This is a genomic window from Dietzia sp. Die43, from assembly GCF_024519835.1.
Taxonomy (GTDB): domain Bacteria; phylum Actinomycetota; class Actinomycetes; order Mycobacteriales; family Mycobacteriaceae; genus Dietzia; species Dietzia kunjamensis.
Map to the genome: position 1 here is coordinate 65,334 of NZ_JALJRF010000005.1, position 22,070 is coordinate 87,403.

A 22,070-nucleotide genomic window follows, 5' to 3' on the forward strand; every position below is an offset into this window, starting at 1 on the left:
AGGATGGGATATCGATTCGAAGGTCCTAGATTGGGAGTGGTCGCTGTGTCGAGGTCTGTTGGTCGCCGGGCGGTTCTGGCGTCGGTCGCGGTGTTCGCGGCCGGCGCCCTCGGATTGGCGGGCTGTTCCGAGCCCGCCACCACGGGCTCCGGCGAGACGTCCGACTCCACGGCCGCGTCCGGCGAGGTCACCCTGTACACCTCGGAACCCCAGGCCAAGATCGACGAGATCATCTCCGCGTTCAACGAGGAGCAGCCGGACATCGAGGTGAAGGTCTTCCGAGCGGGCACCGGCGACCTCAAGGCCCGCATCGAGGCGGAGCGGAGCACCGGCGCGGTGGCCGCCGACATCCTGCTCGCCGCCGACGTCCCGACGTTCGAGCAGTACAAGGACCAGGACCTCTTCCAGGAGTTCCAGCCGAGTGAGGCCGACGCCATCGAGGACGTCGCCGTCGACCCGGACGGGTTCTACGTCGGCACCCGCATCATCCCCACCGTGATCGCCTACAACACCGGCGACGTCACGGACCCGCCCACGTCCTGGACGGAACTGGCCGAACCGGAGTACCTCGACCGGATCATCCTGCCCAACCCGGACGTCTCCGGTGCGGCCGCCTTCAACGCCGCGGCGTGGAGCCTGCAGCCCGACCTCGGCGAGGAGTGGATCGACCGGCTCGGCGCCAACAACCCCCAGGTCGCCGAGTCGAACGGCCCCGTCTCGCAGGCCGTCGCCGAGGGATCCAAGCCCGTCGGCATCGTGGTGGACTACCTGGTCCGCGATCTCGCCGCGCAGGGCTCGCCCATCGCCGTGAGCTACCCGAGCGAGGGCGTCCCCTACATCACCCAGCCCGGCGCGGTCTTCGCCGACGCCCCGAACCCCGAGGCCGCCAAGCTCTTCCTCGACTTCATCGTGTCCCAGAAGGGCCAGCAGATCGCGGTCGAGCAGAACTACCTGCCCGTCCGTGACGACGCCGGGACCCCCGAGGGCGCCCCGGCGCTCACCGACATCACGCTGTTCGACCAGGACCTCGAGGCGATCGCCGCCTCCCAGGACGAGGCCGTGGCCGCCTTCAACGCCGCCGTCCGGTAGGTGACGCTCCCCCTCCGGCTGGCACTGTGGGCGTCCCTCGCGGGCGTCATGGTCGTGCCCCTGGCCCTGGTCATCTCCCTGGGGCTGGGGGCCAACCACCTCCCTGAACTCATCGACCAGGGCCTGCTCCGCGCCACCGCCAACAGTCTCGTCAGCTCGCTGCTCTCGGCGATCGGGGCGGTCATCATCGGCACGCTGATGGCGTTCCTGCTCGACCGCACCGACCTGCCCGGTCGCGGCGCGCTCCGCCTGCTGCTGCTCACCCCGCTGTTCATCCCGCCGTTCATCGGCGCCATCGCGTGGAGCGGCCTGCTCACCGACGGCGGCCTGGTGGACCGGGTGCTGGGGTTCTCCCCGTGGAACTTCTACGGCGGGCCCGGGGGGGTCTTCCTCCTCACCCTGCACGCCTACCCGATGGCCTACTTCGTGGTGGCCGCGGCGCTGCGCAGGATCCCCGCCGAACTGGAGGAGGCGAGCCGCCTCTCCGGTGCCCGGCCGTCGCGGACGCAGGTCGACATCACGCTGCCGCTGATCCGCCCCGCCATGGCGGCGGCGTTCACCCTGACCTTCGTCAGCGGGATCGGCGACTTCGGCATCCCCGTCATCGTCGGCCTCCCGGCCGGTTACGAGACGCTCTCCACCATGGTCTACCGGTTCCTCGAGTCGGGTTCCGTGGCCTCACCGCTGCAGACCGTCTCCCAGATCGGGGTGGTGCTGCTCCTGCTCGGCGTCCTGGGCACGCTGCTGGACCGGCAGGTCACCAAGGGGTCCGTGGAGTTCGGCGGCACCGGACGTCCCGCCGACCCGCAGGCCCTCGGCCGTGCGCGCGTCCCGCTCGGGGTGATCGCGTGGGTCGTCAGCGTCGTGGTGACCCTCGCCCCGCTCGTCGGGCTGGCCGTCCGGGCGCTCCTGCCCGCCCCGGGGGTCCCGCTCACCCTCGAGACCGCGACCCTGGACAACTTCCGCCGGGCGCTCACCGCCTCGACCACCATCGACGGCGTGACCAACTCCGTGGTGCTCGCCCTCGGCGCCGCCGTGGTCTGCGGCGTCCTCGGCCTGCTCGTCGCGCTGTTCACCACGCGGTTGGCCGGTCGGGACCGGGAGCCGATGCTCCTGTCCGTGCTCCTCCCGCAGGCCGTTCCGGGACTCGTGATCGCCACCGGGTGGCTCATCCTCGGCCGCTACACCGGGCTGTTCAACACCCGCTGGGTCATCCTCGGCGCGTACGTCACGGCGTTCACGGCGATCGTCGTCCAGACCGTTCGCGGACCGCTCGCGGGGATCCACTCGTCGATGGAGGAGGCCGCGCGGATCGGCGGGGCGAAGGCGCTGCGCTCCCGCCTCGACACCAGCGTGCGCCTGGCGTTGCCGTCGGTCGGGATCGGCATGATCATGGTCGCGGTGACGGCGGTCCGCGAACTCACACTCTCGGTCCTGCTCGTCGCGCCCGGAACGCAGACCCTCGGCGTGGTGATCTTCCAGTACCAGCGGGCGGGGGACTACAACGCCTCCTCCGCACTGTCCGTGGTCCTCATGGTGGTGGGCCTGCTGGTCCTGGCCGCCTTCGGCGCCCGTTACAGCCGACCCGCCACCGGGTCCGAATCCGCACCCAGGAGTATCCGTGCCTGAACTCGTCGCCCACGGCGTCGGCGTCCGCTTCGGCGAGACCGTCGCCCTCGACAACCTCGACGTGCGGGTGGACTCCGGCCGGATCCTCGCGCTCGTGGGGCCGTCCGGGTCCGGCAAGTCCACCTTCCTGCGCGCCATCGCCGGATTCGAACGACCCACCGCGGGAACGATCCGGGTCGGCGACAGGACCCTTGTCGGCGACGGCATCCACCTCCCGCCCGAGGAGCGGGGTCTCGGCATGGTCTTCCAGCACCACGCCGTGTGGCCGCACCTCAGCGTGGAGGACAACGTCGCCTACCCGCTGCGGCGTGCGAAGGTCCCGGCCGCCCGGCGGCGCCGACTCGTCGCGGAGGCACTCGAGACCGTCGAACTGGGCGACTTCGCCCGTCGTCGCCCCGACACCCTGTCCGGCGGCCAGCGGCAGCGGGTCTCGCTCGCCCGGGCGATCGTCGCGCGGCCGGGGGTGCTGCTCCTCGACGAGGCCCTGTCCGCACTCGACGAACCCCTCCGCGCGTCCCTCCGACTCATGCTCCGCCGGCTGGCCGCCGAGCACGACCTCACGATGGTCCACGTCACCCACGACCGCGGTGAGGCACTGGCGATCGGGGACGAGGTGGCCGTCCTCCACCGGGGCCGGCTGGTGCAGTGCGACGTGCCCGACCAGCTCGATGCCGCCCCGAACAGCGCGTTCGTCGCGGGCTTCCTACACGATGCCACGCTCGTCGACGGGACCGTCTCCGGTGACGGGTTCCGGTCCGAGTCCGGCGGGATCACCCTGCGCCCCGACGCGCTGACCGGGCCGGCCGGGTCCGTGACGGGCCCGGCGACGCTCGCCCTCCTGCCGGCAGGGCTCGCCCTGTCCGCTCCCGGCGCCGGGGTCGAGACCGCGGCCGGATCAGGAGTCGGGCCGCGGTCCGGAGCAGGGCCCGACCGGATCGGCGCGGAGTTCGTCACCTCGCTGTACGGCCGTAGCGGTCGGACCGTCATCTGCCGGCACGAGGACATCGAACTGCGGGTCCTCGTGCCGACGGGCACCGCCGTGCCGACGCGGGTGGGCGAGGCCGTGGGGATCGACGTACGCCGCGGGTTCGTCTACCCGCGGGACTGAGACGGGAGCCCGAGCCCACGGACCCGAACCCCGGGCCCACAGCCCACAGCCCACGGCCCCGGGCCCGGGCCCGGGCCCGGGCCGCGGGGCTCATGGGGTCGATCAGCTCCTGGTTGTCGTCACGCAGGTCCACGGCGCACCACTGAGGGGAGCGGGTGATGATCTTGTCCGTCCGAGCAGAGGAATTCGCCTGTATCGCCCGAGTGGCTCTGCGCGAAATCCTCTGCTCGGCCGCAGTGGGCCCGTCCCCGGACCCGTCCCTGCTCAGCGGCCGCGCGCCACGACCCTGCCGATGAGGCGCGTCGAGCCCAGGAAGGGCACGCGCGTGAAGCGCTTGGAGTACCAGAAGAACGTCGCCAGGGCGTCGGGCGTGATCACCACGCGCCGGGCCTCGATGCCACGCACCGACCGCCGGGCGATGGTCTCCGACGTCAACCGCGTCCGCGACAGCAGCTTGCGCGCCATCTCGTCCGCCCGCGCGTCCTCACCGGACAGCGAGTCCGCCAACCCGGACCTGAAGAACTGCGGGCAGATCACCGACGTCGACACCCCGCGGGGCCGGAGCTCGGCGTCCAGGGTCTCCCCCAGCGCCACCGCCGCGGCCTTGGTCGCGTTGTAGGCGCCCATCTGGGGCGCATGCACCAGGCCGGCGGCCGAGGCGGTGATGACCAGGCGGCCACCCCGACCCAGCTTGGGGGCGAGCGCCCGGCAGCCGCGCACCACCCCGAGCAGGTTGATGTCCACGATCCGCTGCCACGCCTCCATCGAGGTGGAGCCGAGCGCACCGCCGATCGCGATCCCCGCGTTGTTGACGAGGATGTCCAGCGACTCGATCTCCTCCGCGGCGGCCCGCCAGTCGTCATCCGAGGTGACGTCGACCCGGCGGTACGTCCACCGCCCCACCAGTTCCTGCACGGCGGGCGGGGGCTCGGCGTGGACGTCCGTGAGGATCACCTCGTCCCCGAGTGCCAGGTACTCCCTGGCCAGCGCCAACCCCAACCCCGACGCGGCACCGGTGATGAACACGCGCCTGCCACCACCGTCGGCGACCGCCCGCCCGGACCGTTCGGCACTCTTCCGTGGGAGAAATCGGCTCATGCGGTGGCCACCTCGTCGTCGTAGTCGTCTTCGTGATCCTGTGCGTCCTCGACCTGCCCACCGTCGCGGCCGACGCCGACCGCCTCGCGCCCACGGCGCGCGTCGGTGAGCTCCACCCGGTCCCCGAACGCCATCTCGCGGCGCTGGTCACCGAAGGCAAGCTCGGGGATCTCCACCAGGAAGTTCTGGACGTAACGCCACGGTCGGGTCGTGCCCTGCTTGGGGAACTTGTGGCCGTCACGCTGGATGTACCCGGCGTCGAAGTCCAGCAGGAGCTGGTCCGCGGGCCCTTCTGGAAGGCGCGGCGCGTACACCGACTCGCCCGCCTTCCAGAGCTTGACCATGTACCGGGAGACCAGATCCGCGCGCAGTGTCCAGGACGAGTTGATGTAGCCGACCGTGAAGCTGAAGTTGGGCACTCCCGCCAGCATCATGCCGCGGTAGGTCGCCAACCTCGGGACGTCCAGCGCCTCGCCGTCGATGCTCAACGTGCCGCCGCCGAACGCCTCGAGCCGCAGGCCGGTGGCGGAGATGATGACGTCGGCCTCGATCTCCTCACCCGACCGCAGACGGATCCCGGCCGGCGTGAACCGGTCGATGTGCCCGGTCACCACCCGTGCGCCACCACGCTGGATCGCCCGGAAGATGTCCCCGTCGGGGGCCTTGCACACACGCTGGTCCCACGGCCGGTACGGCGGCGTGAAGTGCTCGTCAATCTGTTCGGACGAGATGTAGCGCCTCTGCATGAGCCGCAGCCCGGCCTTGAACAGCCAGGGCAGCCGCTGTGCGATGACGAACTGGGCGGTGTCCCGCGCACCGTGGTTGAGGCGCGCCGCCCGGTAGCTCCACGGGGCGGGCAGCAGTCGGCGCCACACCGCGCTGATGAGGTCCTTCTCCGGCAGCGGGCCCACATAACTGGGGGTGCGCTGGAGCATGGTCACGTCCGCGCCCAGCTCGGCGAGCGCCGGGACCAGCGTCACGGCTGTCGCACCCGACCCGATCACCACGAACTTCCGGCCGGCGTAGTCGAGATCGGTGGGCCACTGCTGGGGGTGGATGATCTCGCCGCGGAAATCCGCCTCGCCGGGGAACTCGGGGCGGAACCCCTCGGCGTGCGAGTAGTAGCCGGAGCCGAAGTGCACGCGCCGCGCCCACACGATGCGTTCACCGTCATCGGTGACACAGGTGATCCGGTACAGCTGGTGGTCGCTGCGCCAGTCCGCGTCGGCGACCCAGGAGCGCAGGTGCAGGCGGTCGAGCGCGCCGGCCTCGCGGGCGGTGTCGCGGAGGTACTCCTTGATTTCCGCGCCGCTGCCGAGGGTCGAGTCGTGCGGCCAGGGCCGGAACGGGAACCCGAAGGTCGCCATGTCCGAGTCCGAGCGGATGCCCGGGTAGCGGAACGTGTGCCACGTGCCACCCAGGTCGTCATGGGCGTCGTGCATCTCCCAGCGCCAATCGGGGAACGCCTCGTGCACGTGGTGGGCCAGGTCGATGCCGGACAGGCCCGCCCCGACGATCAGCAGGTCCAACGGGTCTCCGGGCGCTGCGCCCGGCCGGTCCGGACGCTCGGTGGAATTGATCATGATCGGTACGGTATCCGCCGACGACACCGCGGGCTTGCCGGAATGCGCCAATAAGTTGCTCGATCACGCCAAGTGCCGCAGGGTGGAGCCATGGCGTTCATCCGATCGGCCGGCCTGCGCGGGGTCCGGAAGGTGGTCACCGAACTCGGCGGCGACCCCGACGACCTGGCCCGCCGGTCCGGGCTGCCCGCCGGCGCCCTCGACAGCGACGAGATCCTGGTGGAGGACCTGTCGATCGCCGTCCTGTTGGAGACCGCGGCCGCGGAACTCGCGTGCCCGGACCTGGGACTGCGCGTGGCGGGGCACCAGGATCTCGACATGCTCGGCCCGGTCGCCGTGGCCGTGAAGAACGCCCGGACCACCACCCAGGCGCTCGAGATGACCTCCAAGTACCTGTTCTTCCACTCCCGCTCGATCGAGATCACCGTGGTACCCGATCCGCGCGACGAGACCGACGTGCTGGGGGTGCGGTTCGGCTACCGCGACCCCGGGCAGCTCATCCCGCCACAGACGGTGGATCTCGTCCTGCTCTTCCTCCACCGCGCCATGCGCAGTGTGCTCGGCGGGGACTACGGCCTGGTGTCGGTCGACCTGCCCAATCCGCTCAACACCGACGCCGCGCGGTACGAGTCGCTCTTCGGCGCGCCGGTCACGCCGTCGACCGCGTCCGCGGTGCTGCGCGTGCCGTCCGCGCTCCTGGGTCGCACCATCTCGGGCGGCGACGAGGCGGTCCAGCAGCTCGCGCTGCGGTACCTGGACCAGCACGTACCCGAGGACCGGCGGAGCATGACCGAGCGGACGCGCGCGGCCCTGCACCAGTCCCTCGACACCGGCACCTCGTCACTTCCGCAGGTCGCCAGGCTACTGTCCGTCTCCCCGCGCACGTTGCAACGCGGACTGGCCGGTGAGGGCACGAGCTTCGCGACATTGCGGGACGAGGTCCGCCGCGACATCGCCGTGCGCCTGCTCACCACCACGGAGATCCCGCTGGCCCAGATCGCCTCGGCGCTGGCCCTCGGCGACGCCACGACGTTCAGCCAGTACGCGAGGCGATGGTGGGGGATGACCGCGCGCGAGTTCCGGCACGGGCACACGACCCCGCCCGGGGTGGGACAATCGCGTACATGAGCGACACCCCCGCGTCCGACCCGTTGGCGATGTTGCGTTCCGGGCGAAGCCTCCCGGACGGCACGGCGATGGACGACCCCATCCGGGAGCAGATCCTCGATGCGGCGTCCGCACAGTTCGAGGGCGTGGGGATCGCCCGGTCCACGATGAACGACATCACCCGGCGGGCCGGGCTGGCGCGGATGACGCTGTACCGGCGCTTCGCCAACAAGCAGGAACTGGTCGAGGCCACGCTGCTGCGCGAGGCCGCCTGGTTCCTCGCCGACCTGCAGCGGGAGATCGACGCCCACGCCACGGTGGAGGACAAGCTCACCGAGGGCTTCGCGTTCACCGTCGAGACGCTCCGCGACCACGACCTGCTCAACCGCCTGCTGGAGACCGAGCCGGAGGCGACCGTCCCGCACTTCACGGTGCAGGGGGCGCCGCTCATCACCGCCGCCGCACACTTCCTGGCCGCCGAGATCTCGCGGACCGTCCCCGACTCCCGCCCCTACGAGGAACTGCTCGTCGGGGCCGAGCTCACGGTCCGCCTCGTCATCTCGTTCGTCCTCACGCCGTCGACCGCCATCGACCTGGACGACCCGGAGGTCTCGCGGGCGTTCGCACGCACCCACCTGGGCCCGCTGCTCGGCGGTGGACTCGCCGAGGGCTGACCCGCACCGCCGTGCAGAGCCCCGCCGCGCAGAGTCTCGCCGCGCAGAGCCCCGCCGCGCAGAGCCCCGCCGCGCAGAGTCTCGCCGCGCGGAGTCTCGCCGCGAGGATCCCCGCCGTGCAGAGCTGAACCGAACCTCATGAATGGTTGACGAATCGCCTCTGCGTGTCTAGCGTCAGGTACAAATAGATCGCGGATGTCACTCTGTCACCGCCGATCTGCAGTCCACGCTCCCGATCCACGAGTCGGGAACCGGAAGGATGAGCCATGACCGCTGTCGCCCCCTCCCCGTCGGCCACCACCGAGGAGTACGAGGACACGCTCCGGCGCCTGTCGCACGCCTCGGTCCACCGCAGCTTCGACGCCTTCAAGGACATCCCGTGGGACGACCCGGACTTCGCGGTGGACCCCACCGACGAGCGCTGGATCCTGCCCGCCGGGATCGACCCGCTCGGCGGCCACCCGTGGTACCTGGGGCTGCCCCGGGAGAAGCAGATCGCGATCGGCCTGTGGCGTCAGGCCAACATCATGAAGGTCGGCCTTCAGTTCGAGAACATCCTCATCCGCGGGATCATGCAGTACGTCTTCAAGAGCCAGAACGGCGCCGCGGAGTTCCGGTACCTCACCCACGAGGCCACCGAGGAATGCCACCACACCCAGATGTTCCAGCAGGGCGTGAACCGCATCGGCGCCGACGTGCCCGGCATGCCGCGGTGGATCCGGCGGCTGTCCCCGATCATCCCGCTCGCCGCGGGCCCGTTCCCGGTGGCGTTCTTCATCGGCGTCCTGGCCGGTGAGGAACCCATCGACCACACCCAGAAGCAGGTCCTGCGCAACTCGGACACCCTGCCGCCGGTCCTGTCCCGGATCATGGAGATCCACGTGGCCGAGGAGGCCCGGCACATCTCGTTCGCGCACACCTACGTGGCGCGCAACGCCCCCAAGCTGAGCCGCGGCCAGGCAATGACCGTCTCACTGGCCTTCCCCGTGATCATGCGGGTGCTGTGCGACGCGATCCTCAAGCCAACCAAGGAGTTCCGCGAGACGTTCGACATCCCGGACGAGGTCGTCCGCGAGCTGTACTGGGACAGCCCCGAGTCGCAGCGGTTCCTGTCGGACCTCTTCGGCGACGTCCGCAAGCTCGCCGAGGACTCGGGCCTGATGAACCCGGCCGCGCGGCGGGTGTGGAAGGCCCTGAAGATCGACGGGCGCCCCTCCCGGTACCGCGGCGAGCCGCCCGTGGCGTTCCGCGACTAGGCCGCCGACATGCCCCACGTCGTCACGCAGGCCTGCTGCGCGGACGCCTCATGCGTCCACGCCTGCCCGGTCAACTGCATCCACCCGACCCCCGACGAGCCCGACTTCGCCACCGCCGAGATGCTCTACATCGACCCGGTGTCCTGCGTGGACTGCGGGGCGTGCGTGGGGGCGTGCCCGGTCGGGGCGATCGTCCCGCACACCGCGTTGGCCCCCGAGCAGCAGGACTTCCTCGGGATCAACGAGGCACTGACCGGGGACGACCGGCCGAGCAGGCCCCAGGCCCGCGTCCCCACGATCGTTCGCCTCGGCCCCACCCGGACGACCCTGCGGGTCGCGGTCGTGGGAGCCGGCCCCGCCGCGCTGTACGCAGCCGACGAACTCCTCCGCCAGCCCGGCGTGGAGGTGACGGTGTTCGATCGGCTCCCCGTCCCCCACGGGCTCGCCCGACATGGGGTGGCGCCCGACCACACCAGCACCCGCGCGGTCGCGGACCTGTTCACCGCGATCGAGGAGCAGCCCGGGTTCGGCTACCGGCTCGGCGTGCACGTCGGCGAGGACATCACCGCCGAGGAGGTGGCGGCCCACCACCATGCGGTGGTGTACGCGACCGGGGCCGGGACGGACCGCCCCCTGGACATCCCGGGGGTCGACCTGCCGGGGAGCACGTCGGCCACGCGGGTCGTCGGGTGGTACAACGACCATCCCGACCACGCCGACGCCGACGTCCCGCTGGATCACGAGCGGGCGGTGATCGTCGGCAACGGCAACGTGGCACTGGACGTCGCCCGGATCCTGGCCACCGACCCGGAGCGGCTCGCTGGCACCTCCATCGCCCGCCATGCCCTCAAGGCGCTGCGGGGCAGCCGGGTCCGCGAGGTCGTGGTTCTCGGCCGTCGCGGCCCCGAGCACGCGGCGTTCACCCTGCCCGAGCTGGTCGGACTCGACGCCCGTGAGGACATCGACCTGCGCGTCGACGCCCCCGACGGCATCGACCCGGACGCCGCGACCACCAGACAGGGCCGCCTGAAGCTGGAACTCCTGGCCCGGATCGCCGACCGGCCGAGCCGCGGGACCGCGGAGACGACCCCTCGTCGCCGGATCATCCTGCGTTTCGCGACCGCGCCCGTGGAGGTCGTGGGCACCGCGCGGGCCGAGGGCCTGCGGGTCGTGCGCACGGAACCGGTCACCGACCCCGACGGCCGGGTGCGCGCCGTGCCCCGCCCGGGCTCCGAGGAGACCCTCGCGGCGGGCCTGGTCCTGGGCTCGGTGGGCTACCGCGGCGTGGCGGTGCCCGGGGTGCCGTTCGACCCCGCGTCCGCGACCATCCCCAGCCGCGAGGGCCGCGTCCTCGACGCCGCCGACGGCCGCGAGGTGCCCGGGCTCTACGTGGTCGGGTGGATCAAGCGGGGTCCGCGCGGGTTCATCGGCTCCAACAAGACGTGTGCGCGCGAGACGGTCAACTCTCTGCTCGCCGACGCGAACGAGGGTCGCCTGCCCACTCCGGGCCCGGCCGCGCGGTTCGAGGAGTTGCTCCGGAGCCGCCGTCCGGTCCCGGCGACCGTCTAGCCGTACCGAACCGTCCAGCTGTACCGAACCGCCTGGGTGTACCGAACCGCTCAGGCGGCCTGGTCGGCCGCGACCTGATCCGCGATGACCCTCGCGAGCCGCGCCAGCGGGGAGGCGCCGTCGACGTCGGCTTCGTACAGAGCGGCGTACCCCGCGTCGCGATAGGTCAGCAGGGTGTCGGTGACGTCGTCGAGCTGACGGAGCAGATGGGGCGACCACCGTCCGGGATGCTCCACGACGTGCAGACGCAGGGCGACCCGGGTGCGGGAGTCGGGGAGGTTCTCGATCAGCTCGTCGTAGACCTGGACGGGCGTCAGGTCCGAGTCCCTCACGGCGCCGCGGAGAAGGTTCGACGGCTGCACGCCGCTCAGCGGATCGCCCGGCACCGACACCCAGTGGGTGCGCTCGGGGATCGGTCCGCGGCGCGGTCCCGCCACGCCCTGCCCGCCCGGATCGGACGTGCCGACGAGCCAGCGGTCGCGCGGCCGGAACGGGTCGGCGATCAACCCCACGGCGGCGACCCGGTCGAGATCCTCCGGGTGGGCGTCCATCCAGTCGTGGATCACCCGGGTGCCGCAGCACGCCCCGATGAGCACGAGGTCGTCGGACGGGTGGAGATGGACGAGGCGGTTGAGGTCGGCCACCCCGGCCGCGGACGCCGATTCCCAGGTGTGCGACCGCCGGAGCCGACCCGACCCGGGCGCCGGCCACTGCACCCGAACGGCCTCCCGGGCGCCTGTCCATTCAACGAGGTCGTCGACGAACCGTCCGAGAATGGCCGAGGGCTGGCGGTACCCGCCGTCGCTGTCCGCGATGAGTAGTCGCATGTGGTGGCCTCCCGCCCGTCTCACGGCCCGGCCGCAAGATTGATGTGACAACCTCATTGTCGTACGAACGGCTGACAAACAGCACCCACGGAAGATAAATGTTTCGTATCAATACGCGCGTACTGCTGGGGGCGGCGCGTCAGGTACCGCAGTAGGTGACGTGCGGTGCGGCCTCGGGAGGGGCGGGACGTTCGTAGCGCTCGTAACCGGCGCGCCGGGTGTAGGGGTCGGTGACGACGACGAGGAGTTCGGACAGCGGCCCCAGGTCCCCTGCCGTGGCCGCGTCGAGGGCCTCCTCGACGAGATGGTTGCGCGGGATGTAGATCGGGTTGACCCGGTCCATCGATCCCCGGTCGGGTCGACGGGCCCGCCATGTCGCCACCCAGCCCTCCGCGAGCGACCCGACCAGCTCGCGCACCGGCTGATCATCCCCGTCCGCGGCCGCCCCGAGCGCGCGGAAGAAACCGGTGTAGTCGGCCCGCGTCGCGCTGAGCAGCCGGGACAGCTCGTCGATGAGGTCGGTCGCCTCGGTGTCCCCGACCTCGTCCGGCAGGCCGATCTTGGCGCGCATCCCGGCCGTCCACGCCCGCTGGTAGTGCTCCGGGAACGTGCCCAGCACCTCGGTGAGGAGCTGGACCGCCTGGTCCTGGTCCGGGTCGACCAGCGGGACGAGGGTCTCGGCGAACCGGGCGAGGTTCCACTGCAGAACCGGCGGCTGGTTGGCGTAGGCGTAGCGGCCGCCGGTGTCGATGGAGCTGAAGACCGTGGCCGGGTCGAACTCATCCATGAAGGCGCACGGCCCGTAGTCGATGGTCTCGCCCGAGATGGTGGTGTTGTCCGTGTTCATGACGCCGTGGATGAACCCCAGGAGCATCCAGCGGGCCACGAGCTCCGCCTGGCCGCGGAGCACGGACGCGAACAGCTCCAGGTACGGGTTCTCCGCGTCGGCGGCGTGCGGGTGATGCCGGGCGATGGCGTGGTCGGCCAGCCGACGCAGCAGCTCGTCGTCGTCGACCGATCGCGCGAACTGGAACGTCCCCACCCTCAGGTGGCTCGCGGCGACGCGCGCCAGCACCGCGCCCGGCAGCGGCGACTCGCGGTACACGGTGTTCCCGGTGGCCACCACGGCGAGCGAGCGGGTGGTGGGCACGCCGAGCGCGTGCATCGCCTCGCTGATGACGTACTCGCGGAGCATGGGGCCGACCGCGGCCAGTCCGTCGCCACCGCGGGCGAACGGCGTGCGCCCCGAACCCTTGAGGTGCAGGTCACGGCCATCGGGCAGCTCCCCCATCAACAGGGCCCGCCCGTCGCCGAGCCGGGGCGAGTACCCGCCGAACTGGTGTCCGGCATAGGCCTGGGCGACCGGCGTGGCCCCGTCCGGCACGTGAGTGCCCGTCAGCACCCGCACGCCCTCCTCGCCACGCAGGTAGTCGGCGTCCAGGCCGAGCTCGTCGACCAGCGCGTCGTTGAGCACAAGTAGCCGCGGCCCGGTCGCCTCCGCGGCCTTCCACGGCACGCCCAGTTCCGGCAACTCGCTCGCGTACCGGGTTCCGAGAGTGAGGGGGCGTGCGGTGTCCGTGGTCATGGCCCCGACGATACGGACGAGCCGCCGGGCGGGGCGGCGCGTGGACCGGGCTCACCGGGTCCGTCCCGGTCCTCTCCCGCACCATCGCGATCGGCGATCCTCTCCAGGAGCCACGAGGCGAGCGTCGCCGTCACGGTCGCCCACCACAGGGACTCACCCCATGTCTGGATCGACGCCCCCGATGCCCCACGTTCCGCGTTCAACACCGCGAGCGAGGACACCACCAGGAGCACCGCCGTCCACCCCGCGGCGTAGGTGATCGCCTGCCCGCGCACCACCGTGCCCGCCGACCGCCTCATCCCCCCGAGCAGGGTCACCAGCCGGAGCAGTCGCAGCGGTCGCAGGACCGGCAGAGCGATGACCGCGAGGTCGTACCAGTGCCTGAGCAACCACGGTCCGCGACGCTCCGCCAACGCCAACCTGACCACGAAGTCCACGGCGAACAGAACCCAGGTCCCCGCCATCACGATCCGGGTGACCACTGCCACCGGACCCCCGGGTTGTCCGACCACCATCACCGCGTAGGCGACCAGGAAGGCCAGAGCGGCGCCTATCAGGGGCCACTCCGCCAGCTCCTTCCACCGTGTCTCCGTCACCCGTCGATGATCCCCCCGGGCGCGGCGCGGTGGCCTCGGACACGCATGGTGGCCTCAGAAGTACTGCGACCCGCCGTCGATGCTGATGTGCTCGGCGGTGATGAACGTCGACTCGTCGGAGGCCAGGAACGCGACGACGTTCGAGATCTCCTCCGGCTCCGCCCACGTCTGCTCGAGGAACGTCGTGCCCATGAGGTTGAGCGGGGGGTTCGACTCGCCGACCGCCTCCAACGTGCTCACCATGTCTCCACCGCCCATCGGGGTGGCCACGCCGCCGGGGTGGATGCTGTTGACCCGGACCTTCTTCGGGCCGAGTTCCGCCGCGAACGCCCGGGTCATCCCGACCAGCGCGTGCTTGGACGTCGTGTAGTGGATCATGAACGGCTGGATCTTCTTGCCCGCGTACGAACTGGTGAGGATGATCGAGCCGCCTCCGGCGTCGATCACGTGGTGGGCCGTCGCCATGACCGTGTTCCACACGCCGGTGACGTTGGTGTCGATGGTCGCTGCGAAATCTTCTGGGCTGATCGCGTCCCAGACCTGCGGGGTGCAGATGCCGGCATTGGCCACCACCACGTCGAGACGCCCGAGTTCCGCCACCGCGTCGTCGACGATCTTCTTCATCCCCTCGAGGTCGCGGACATCGCCGACCGACAGGAGCGCGCGACGCCCCTGCTCCTCGACCAACCGGCGGGTCTCGTCCAGGTCCTCCGGGGTGGCCGGGTCGTAGGGGACCGGCCCCGGCAGTGGTCCCGCGAGGTCGAGTCCGATGATGTCGGCGCCCTCGGCGGCCAGGCGGACGGCGTGCGTCCTGCCCTGCCCGCGCGCGACCCCTGTGATGAACGCGACCTTGCCCTCGAGTCGTCCCGCCATGTCTCGTCCCGCCATGTCGAACTCCGTCCTCGCTGCAGTCTGCGGCTCACCATAGGGTCGACTGTCCCGAGAAGTGGGCGGATCGGGGACTATTCGCGCGCCCGGCGGATAGGTTCGGAAGGACACCGTAAGTCGCACTTCCGGAACCGAGGTCGCCCAATGTCCGCAAACGCTGTGGGATTCGCCCTTCTCATCCTCGGACTGGCGTTGTTGATCGGGAAGATCATCCGCGTCAAGGTCGGGATCGTGCAGTCCCTGTTCCTCCCCAGCTCCATCGTCGGTGGTGCACTGCTCCTCCTGCTCGGGCCGGAGGTCCTGGGCAGGTTCAACGGACCGTGGGGCGAGAACGGGCTCTTCACCGAACCGATGGTGGAGGTGTGGTCCTCCCTCCCGGGCCTGCTCATCAGCGTCATCTTCGCCACGATGTTCCTCGGCCAGGACCTGCCGCGCCCCTCCCGGGCCGTCAAGCTCGTCGGTCCGCAGCTCTCCCTCGGCGTGGCCCTGGGCTCCGGGCAGTACGTCGTCGGACTGTTGCTGGCCGCCCTGATCCTCGTGCCCCTGCTCGGCGCCTCACCCATGACGGGCGCCCTCATCGAGATCGGCTTCGAGGGCGGTCACGGAACCGCGGCCGGCATGCGGGGCGTGTTCGAGGAACTCGGGTTCACGGTGGGGGCCGACCTCGCCGTCGGCATGGCCACGGTGGGCATCGTCGGTGGCATCGTGCTCGGCATCGCCCTGATCAACTGGGGCGCCCGCACCGGCAGGACCGAGCTCATCAGCGGCAGCGCCAAGATGTCCATCAGCGAGCAGAAGGGCCTGTTCCGCGAGGACGAGTACTACTCGGCGGGCAAGATGACCTCCCGCCCGTCGTCGGTGGAGCCGCTGTCCCTCCACGTCGCGCTGGTGACCCTGGCGATCCTCATCGGGCTGGGGATCCTGGAGGGGCTGCGATGGATCGAGCGGGCCACCTACGCGTCGGTCATGCTCGACGAGAACACCCCGCTGGAGATCTTCGCCTACGTACCGCTGTTCCCCATCGCCCTGCTCGGCGGCGTCATCGTCCAGGTGGTCGCGACCAAGGCCGGGGTGGCCCACGTCATCGACCCGCAGATCATGCTGCGGATCCAGGGCTGGGCGCTCGACTTCCTCATCGTCGCCGCGATCGGCACCCTGTCCCTGCAGGCGATCGGCGAGAACATCGGCGCCTTCACGATCCTCGCCGTGGCCGGCATCCTGGTCAACGTCGGCATCTTCCTCTGGCTGGCACCGCGGATCATCGGCCGCTACTGGTTCGAGCGCGGCATCGGAGACTTCGGCCAGTCGATGGGCGTCACCGCCACCGGCCTCATCCTCATGCGCATCGTCGACCCCGATGCCCAGAGCCCCGCGTTCGAGGCGTTCGGCTACAAGCAGCTCGTCTTCGAACCGTTCTTCGGCGGCGGACTCGTCACCGCGATGGCCGTACCGATCATCTTCCTCACCGGCGTCTGGCCGCTGTTCATCACCATGCTCGTCGTCTTCCTCGTCGCCGTCCTGTCCGGACTGCTCTACTTCCGTCCCAGGGAGATGAAGGAGCGGGCCGAGTGGAAGAAGGCCGGGAAACCGGAGGACGAATCCGACACCGCCACCGCGAGCTGACACAGCGGCCGATCGCTGGCTCGCGCTTCCGGGCCCGGCTGTTGCCCGGTAACCCCGCCCGGGAACGCCGCGAACGCCGTATCCCTCACGCCGGGCAGCGCCTAGGATAAGAAAAATCCGATCCGGGAGGTACGCCGTGGCCACGAAGAAGCGCTGGAACGACCTGACCGACACGCAGAAGACGGTCCTGCTCACCCTCATCTCGGTGCAGGTGTCACTCGCCGCGACCGCGTGGGCGGACCTCGCCTCCCGGCCCGCGGCGAAGGTGCAGGGCTCCAAGGGCAAGTGGGCCGCGATCATCGCGATCAACTTCATCGGGCCGATCCTCTACTTCACCCGCGGGCGGCGGTAGTGACCACCCGGTCACGGGCCGGCCTGGCCGCCGGTGTCCTCCTCGTCGTCGTACTCACCCTCGGCGCGTGCGCGGCCGGACCCAACGTCGACGTCGCCCCCACCGGCGCCGGGTTCCTCCTCGGCCTGTGGCACGGGATCATCCTCCCCGTCACCTTCGTCATCTCCCTGTTCACCGACACCGTGACGATCTACGAGGTGAACAACAACGGCAACTGGTACGACTTCGGCTTCGTCGTGGGACTGGCCCTGTTCTCCGGCCCGGCCCTCGCCGGCGGCCGGGGGCGGCGGGGATGACGCGCGTCCTCGTGACCGGCGGCGTCCGATCCGGCAAGTCCCGGCACGCGGTGCGACTGCTCGACGGCACCGACACGGTGACGTTCGTCGCGCCGGGCCGCCCCACCGACGAGCTCGACGACCCCGACTGGGCCGCGCGCGTCGAGCACCACCGGGCACACCGGCCCGCGGGGTGGCGCACCCTCGAGTCCCCCGACGTGGCCTCCGCGCTGCGCCACGCCCCCGGCCCGGTCCTCGTCGACTGCCTGGGCACCTGGCTCACCGCCACCGTCGACGACCTCGGACTGTGGGACGCCCCCGCCGACGAGGCACGCGCCGCCGTCGACGAACGGACCGACGCCCTCTGCGCCGCCCTCACCGCCCGCGACGACGTGGTGCTGGTGACCAACGAGGTCGGATCCGGGGTCGTGCCCCCGTACCGCTCGGGCGGCGTGTTCCGGGACCTGCTGGGGGCGCTCAACCAGTCCGTCGCCGAATGCTGCGACGAGGTGCACCTGGTGGTGTGCGGGCGGGTCCTCACGCTGTGACCGGACACGCGACGACCGGTCTGAGCGCGTTCCCGCTCACGCCGATGAGCGACGACCGGGTCGACGAGGGCGCCTACGCGGCGATCATCGAGCGACTGGTGCGCGCGGGGGTCGACTCGATCGGTGCGCTCGGTTCCACCGGTTCGTATGCCTACCTCGACCGCGAGGAGCGGCGCCGGGTCGCCGAGGCGACCGTCCGACACGCGGCGGGGGTTCCGGTGATCGTCGGGATCAGTGCCCTGCGGACCTCCCACGCGCAGGCCCTCGCCCACGACGCGCAGGCGGCCGGCGCCTCGGCGGTGATGCTCGCGCCCATGAGCTACCAGCCGCTCACCGACGACGACGTGATGGGCCTGTACACGGACGTCGCCGGTGAACTCTCCGTGCCACTGGTGGTCTACGACAACCCCGGCACCACCCGTTTCGGATTCACGCCCGAGCTCTACCTGCGACTGGTCGAACTCCCGCAGGTGGCCTCGATCAAGATCCCGCCGCCGCCGGCGGAGCCCGCAGCGGCGCGTGAGCACCTCGCCCGACTGCGCTCCGCGGTGCCCGAACGTGTGGGCCTGGGGGTCTCCGGCGACCCCTCGGCCGCGGCGGCACTGCTCGCGGGCTGCGACAGCTGGTACTCGGTGCTGGCCGGCACCGTCCCGGGCCCCGCCCTGGCGATCGCGCGGGCGGCGCTGTCCGGTCGGGCCGAGGAGGCGTTGGCCGAGTCCGCCGGGCTGGCGCCGCTGTGGGAACTCTTCTCCGCGCACGGCAGCCTGCGGGTGGTCGCGGCCGTCGCCGAGATCCTCGGGCTGGCCGCGGAGAACTGTCTGCCCCGGCCCGTGCTCGGCCTCACCGGTGCCGACCGGACGGTCGTAGAGACGGTGGTCACAGCCCTTTCGCTGGGGAAATAACCGCACACTCATGCCGGCGGCTCCATACTTGGAGCACCCGCCCCCACCCCGCCCCTCGCCGTGCGCCGCCCCCGGAGGACCTCGTGAGCACCGACCAGTTGACCGAGAAGTCCGACGAGCCCGCCGCACCCTCGCCCGTGGCCGCCGTCGCCCGCGCGGTCGCCACGGCGGCGCGGCGGCTCCCCGTCACGGCGGTGATCGTCGCCGCGCTGCTCGTCACCGGGGTGGTGTTCGAGGCCCTGTGGCGCAGCGCGGGCGACGCCACCTGGTTCCCCGAGGTCGCCTATGGCGTGCCCGCGTTGGAGGGCGGCCGCTGGTGGACACTCGTGACCGGGCCCTGGCTCGGGCTCACCCCGCTGCAGCACGTGTCCCTGCTGGTGCTGGTGGCGGCCGGTATCGGGATGGGCGAGTGGCGCCTGGGCCCGGTGCGGACCGCGCTGACCGCGGCCGTCGGGCAGCTCATCGGCGTGCTCGGCGCGGTCGCCGTGATCGTCCCCGGCGACGCGGTCGGCTGGGAGTGGGCCACGGAGCTGTCGGTGGTGCTGGATGTCGGCTGCTCGACCGCGGTGATCGCCGTGCTCGCCGCCGCCACGGCCACCCTCGTCTCGCCCTGGCGGCTGCGCGCGCGGGCGCTGCTCTACGGCTATGTGATCGTGTCGTTCCTGTTCGTCGGGAGCCTGGCCGACCTCACCCACCTCGTCGCGTTCGTGGTGTTCCTCGCCGTCGGCGAGCGGTTCTTCTCCGGCACCGAACACGGCCTGCGGCCGCGGACGCGACGGGAAACCCGGCTCGTGGTGTCGGCGGGCATGTGGTTCATCGCCGCGGTCCACGTGGTGGTGTACTTCCTGCCCTCCGACGGCCCCCTCGGACCCACCGAGGCCGAGGACGTGAACCTGGTCGGCATGCTCCTGTCCGTCCTCATCGCCGCGGCCACGGCGGAGCTGCTGCGCCGTGGCTACCGGGCAGCGTGGGGCGTGGCCCTCGCCTATGCCCTGGTCACCGCGGTGGTCACCCTCGTCGTCACGGTCCTGGTCGTCGCCGCGGACTTCGAGTCCCTCGGCGCCGTCACCCTCGGTACCGGTCTGCTCTGGGTGGGCGAGGCCGTGCTGCTCGTGGTGGGCCGGGGCGCGTTCGGCGTGCGGGTGCGGCGACGGGTGACCGGGTCGCGCGTCCATTCCGACGACGTGGTGGAGCGCGTCCGTGAGCTCATCCGTCGCCACGGCGGCAGCACGATGTCGTGGATGATCACGTGGCAGCCGATGAACTACTTCTTCGGCGCGGACACGAGCACCGCGGGCCCCGACTCGGCGGGCGTCGTGGGGTACCGGATGCACGTCGGCACCATCATCGCGCTGGCCGACCCGGTCGCCGACCCCGCCGACCGCGACGTGCTGCTGAGCTCGTTCGTCGACTTCGCCGAGGCCCAGGCCGCCGTCCCGTGCCTGTTCTCGGTATCCGGGGAGACGGCCGACCGGATGCGCGCGCACGGGTGGCGGGCGCTGCAGATCGCCGAGGACACCATCATGGATCTTCCCGACCTGGCCTTCGCGGGCAAGAAGTGGCAGAAGATCCGGTCCGCGATGAACAAGGCGGACAAGAGCGGCACCACCTACGTCTCGGGGCTGCTGCGCGAGCAACCCGCGGCGGTGCTGGCGCAGGTGCGGGAGATCTCCGAGCAGTGGGTCGGAGACAAGGAACTGCCGGAGATGGGTTTCACGCTCGGCACGGTCGAGGAGGCGCTCGACGACGACGTCCGCATCGCGCTGGCCGTGGACTCCGGCGGGGTGGTCCAGGCGGCGCTGTCCTGGCTGCCGGTCTACCGCGGCGAGCCCGACGGTGGCGTGCGCGGCTGGACCCTGGATCTCATGCGCAAGCGCAACGGCCCCGGCGCGAACAACATGGTCGAGTTCCTCATCGCCCGCTCCGCGCTGGAGTTCAAGGACGAGGGCGCCGACTACGTCTCGTTGTCCGGTGCCCCGTTGGCGCGAAGTGGCGACGACGACGAGGTGGCCGTCCTCGACCGCGGACTCGATCTGCTGGGTCAGGCACTCGAGCCCTACTACGGGTTCCGGTCGCTCCACCATTTCAAGTCGAAGTTCAATCCGAGGATCGAGCCCGTCTACCTGTGTTTCCGCGACGAGGCGGACCTGCCGCGGATCGGTGTGGCGATCGGCCGGGCGTACCTGCCGGGAGCGACGACCCGCCAGCTCGCGGCCCTGGCCCGCTCGGGCCCCTCGGAGACCGTCGACGTCTGACGTCCCCGGGCGGGACGCACCGCTTCGCCCCGGACCTCCCGGCAGCCGCTCCCGCGCCTGGCGTCTCGCTCCCCCGCCTGACCGCCCACCACGCAGCCGCTCCCGCGCCTGGCGTCTCGCGTGCCCCGGCGGGCAGGCGAGAGTTCATCGTGACGGGCGGGAGTAACCGAGGGGCCGTGAGGGCCGCGGTGGGCCGGGGTCTCCGTCCGGGCTCAGCTCATCCGCCGTGGCGCGCGAGGCGCCGTGCCAGGTGCTCGCGCAGGTCCTCGAAGTGCCGTTCCGCGGCGGTCTCGTCGTACATCGACGTATCCGCCATCGAGTACCCGTGGGGGGCACCGGGGTAGACGTCCTGGTCCAGGGGCACACCGGATTCCCGGGCCAGGGACGCGATGACGTCCATCCCTTCCCGCGGCATCGACGGGTCGTCGTCAGCGTGACGCAGGAGGACGGCGGCCCGGGTGGTCGCGAGACTCAGGTGGGGACTGTCGCTCTCGTCCGTCGCCAGCCCGCCGCCGTGGAATCCCCCGACGGTGGCGACGCGGTCCGTGTGGTCCCCGCCCGCGCGCAACGCGAGTCGCGCTCCCATGCAGTAGCCGATGACCCCCACGTCGCCGGTGACCCCGGGCAGCGTCAGCAGCGCGTTCAGGTAGGCGGCGGTGTCCGGTCGCGACAGGTCCGAGGTGAGTCCCTCCATCAGAGGGAAGACCTTCGCGATGTAGCCGTCCCGCTCGCCCGGTTCGCGCAGGTCGACGGTCGGGGCCAGGTCGTCGACGGTGCCGGAGCGGTAGAAGACGTTCGGCGCCAGGACGACGTAACCCCAGCTCGCGATGCGATCCATCATCGTGCGTATCTGCGGCCTCAGACCGAAGATGTCCGGGAACAGCAGCACGCCCGGCACGTCGTGCTCGGCGCTCTCGGGCCGCGAGACGAACGCCTCCGCGGTGCCGTCCGCCGTGTCGATGGTCAGGTCCACGGTCATGTCGCCACGCAGGTCCACAGTCGAATCCCTTCCGTCGTCACCGACGGTACCTCCGGGATCCGGGCACCACAGCCCGGTCGCGCCGAGCGGGACGGTCGCGCAGAGCGGGACGGTCGCACCGAGCGGG

20 protein-coding genes are annotated in these 22,070 nt (G+C 71.3%); 13 read left to right on the forward strand and 7 right to left on the reverse strand.

Going from position 1 to position 22,070, the window contains the following annotated elements; genetic code table 11:
- Positions 1-45: 45 nt before the first annotated feature.
- From NR111_RS05480 to NR111_RS05490, 3 genes are read left to right on the forward strand one after another with little or no spacing between them, the layout of a single operon-like run.
- Complete coding sequence (locus tag NR111_RS05480) at positions 46-1,089, forward strand: ABC transporter substrate-binding protein (RefSeq protein WP_256820184.1); 1,044 nt, start codon at positions 46-48, stop codon at positions 1,087-1,089.
- 48 nt (positions 1,090-1,137) lie between these two features.
- Entirely contained in the window at positions 1,138-2,718 is a 1,581-nt protein-coding gene (locus tag NR111_RS05485) for an iron ABC transporter permease (protein WP_256820276.1), read from the forward strand.
- Positions 2,711-3,826, forward strand: a complete 1,116-nt coding sequence (locus NR111_RS05490; protein WP_256820185.1) for an ABC transporter ATP-binding protein — start codon at positions 2,711-2,713, stop codon at positions 3,824-3,826. Before NR111_RS05485 ends, NR111_RS05490 begins: the two co-directional genes overlap by 8 nt.
- 264 nt (positions 3,827-4,090) lie before the next feature.
- Here NR111_RS05490 and NR111_RS05495 read toward each other — a convergent pair whose 3' ends face one another.
- Complete coding sequence (locus tag NR111_RS05495; protein ID WP_206474032.1) at positions 4,091-4,924, reverse strand: SDR family NAD(P)-dependent oxidoreductase; 834 nt, start codon at positions 4,922-4,924, stop codon at positions 4,091-4,093.
- Complete coding sequence (locus tag NR111_RS05500) at positions 4,921-6,507, reverse strand: NAD(P)/FAD-dependent oxidoreductase (RefSeq protein WP_256820186.1); 1,587 nt, start codon at positions 6,505-6,507, stop codon at positions 4,921-4,923. Before NR111_RS05500 ends, NR111_RS05495 begins: the two co-directional genes overlap by 4 nt.
- A gap of 90 nt (positions 6,508-6,597) precedes the next feature.
- On the opposite strand from NR111_RS05500, the gene NR111_RS05505 reads away from it, so the two are divergent.
- The 4 genes from NR111_RS05505 to NR111_RS05520 all read left to right on the forward strand — a co-directional run bounded on the left by NR111_RS05505 (position 6,598) and on the right by NR111_RS05520 (position 11,113).
- A complete protein-coding gene (locus NR111_RS05505; RefSeq protein ID WP_256820187.1) occupies positions 6,598-7,635 on the forward strand; it encodes an AraC family transcriptional regulator in 1,038 nt (345 codons plus the stop codon).
- On the forward strand, positions 7,632-8,288 hold the full coding sequence (locus NR111_RS05510) for a TetR/AcrR family transcriptional regulator (RefSeq protein WP_256820188.1): 657 nt from the start codon (positions 7,632-7,634) through the stop codon (positions 8,286-8,288). The genes NR111_RS05505 and NR111_RS05510 overlap by 4 nt, the downstream gene beginning before the upstream one ends.
- A gap of 266 nt (positions 8,289-8,554) precedes the next feature.
- Positions 8,555-9,544 carry a diiron oxygenase gene (locus NR111_RS05515; RefSeq protein WP_253002737.1) on the forward strand — a complete coding sequence of 330 codons (990 nt, stop codon included), beginning with the start codon at positions 8,555-8,557 and terminating at the stop codon, positions 9,542-9,544.
- Between the two features lie 9 nt (positions 9,545-9,553).
- Entirely contained in the window at positions 9,554-11,113 is a 1,560-nt protein-coding gene (locus tag NR111_RS05520) for an FAD-dependent oxidoreductase (protein ID WP_256820189.1), read from the forward strand.
- A 50-nt stretch (positions 11,114-11,163) separates the two neighbouring features.
- Here the strand turns inward: NR111_RS05520 and NR111_RS05525 are convergent, their stop codons facing one another.
- From NR111_RS05525 to NR111_RS05540, 4 genes are all read right to left on the reverse strand, one after another.
- Positions 11,164-11,940: a hypothetical protein gene (locus NR111_RS05525; protein WP_256820190.1), complete on the reverse strand. Its 777-nt coding sequence runs from the start codon at positions 11,938-11,940 to the stop codon at positions 11,164-11,166.
- Positions 11,941-12,079: 139 nt separating this feature from the next.
- On the reverse strand, positions 12,080-13,525 hold the full coding sequence (locus NR111_RS05530; protein WP_256820191.1) for a YdiU family protein: 1,446 nt from the start codon (positions 13,523-13,525) through the stop codon (positions 12,080-12,082).
- Complete coding sequence (locus tag NR111_RS05535) at positions 13,522-14,121, reverse strand: ion transporter (RefSeq protein WP_256820192.1); 600 nt, start codon at positions 14,119-14,121, stop codon at positions 13,522-13,524. Before NR111_RS05535 ends, NR111_RS05530 begins: the two co-directional genes overlap by 4 nt.
- 54 nt (positions 14,122-14,175) lie before the next feature.
- Positions 14,176-15,009, reverse strand: a complete 834-nt coding sequence (locus NR111_RS05540) for a mycofactocin-coupled SDR family oxidoreductase (RefSeq protein ID WP_374210691.1) — start codon at positions 15,007-15,009, stop codon at positions 14,176-14,178.
- A gap of 144 nt (positions 15,010-15,153) precedes the next feature.
- On the opposite strand from NR111_RS05540, the gene NR111_RS05545 reads away from it, so the two are divergent.
- The 6 genes from NR111_RS05545 (at position 15,154) to NR111_RS05570 (ending at position 20,964) form a co-directional block, all read left to right on the forward strand.
- A complete protein-coding gene (locus tag NR111_RS05545; protein ID WP_256820193.1) occupies positions 15,154-16,632 on the forward strand; it encodes a sodium/glutamate symporter in 1,479 nt (492 codons plus the stop codon).
- Between the two features lie 136 nt (positions 16,633-16,768).
- Positions 16,769-16,984 carry a hypothetical protein gene (locus tag NR111_RS05550; protein ID WP_067713058.1) on the forward strand — a complete coding sequence of 72 codons (216 nt, stop codon included), beginning with the start codon at positions 16,769-16,771 and terminating at the stop codon, positions 16,982-16,984.
- Positions 16,984-17,280: a hypothetical protein gene (locus NR111_RS05555; protein ID WP_120285547.1), complete on the forward strand. Its 297-nt coding sequence runs from the start codon at positions 16,984-16,986 to the stop codon at positions 17,278-17,280. The genes NR111_RS05550 and NR111_RS05555 overlap by 1 nt, the downstream gene beginning before the upstream one ends.
- Positions 17,277-17,807 carry a bifunctional adenosylcobinamide kinase/adenosylcobinamide-phosphate guanylyltransferase gene (locus NR111_RS05560; protein WP_256820194.1) on the forward strand — a complete coding sequence of 177 codons (531 nt, stop codon included), beginning with the start codon at positions 17,277-17,279 and terminating at the stop codon, positions 17,805-17,807. The genes NR111_RS05555 and NR111_RS05560 overlap by 4 nt, the downstream gene beginning before the upstream one ends.
- Positions 17,804-18,709: a dihydrodipicolinate synthase family protein gene (locus NR111_RS05565; RefSeq protein ID WP_256820195.1), complete on the forward strand. Its 906-nt coding sequence runs from the start codon at positions 17,804-17,806 to the stop codon at positions 18,707-18,709. The genes NR111_RS05560 and NR111_RS05565 overlap by 4 nt, the downstream gene beginning before the upstream one ends.
- Before the next feature lie 83 nt (positions 18,710-18,792).
- Positions 18,793-20,964, forward strand: coding sequence for a DUF2156 domain-containing protein (locus NR111_RS05570; protein ID WP_256820196.1), 2,172 nt, complete (start codon positions 18,793-18,795; stop codon positions 20,962-20,964).
- 217 nt (positions 20,965-21,181) lie between these two features.
- Here the strand turns inward: NR111_RS05570 and NR111_RS05575 are convergent, their stop codons facing one another.
- A complete protein-coding gene (locus tag NR111_RS05575; protein ID WP_308202007.1) occupies positions 21,182-21,961 on the reverse strand; it encodes a dienelactone hydrolase family protein in 780 nt (259 codons plus the stop codon).
- Between the last annotated feature and the right edge of the window lie 109 nt (positions 21,962-22,070).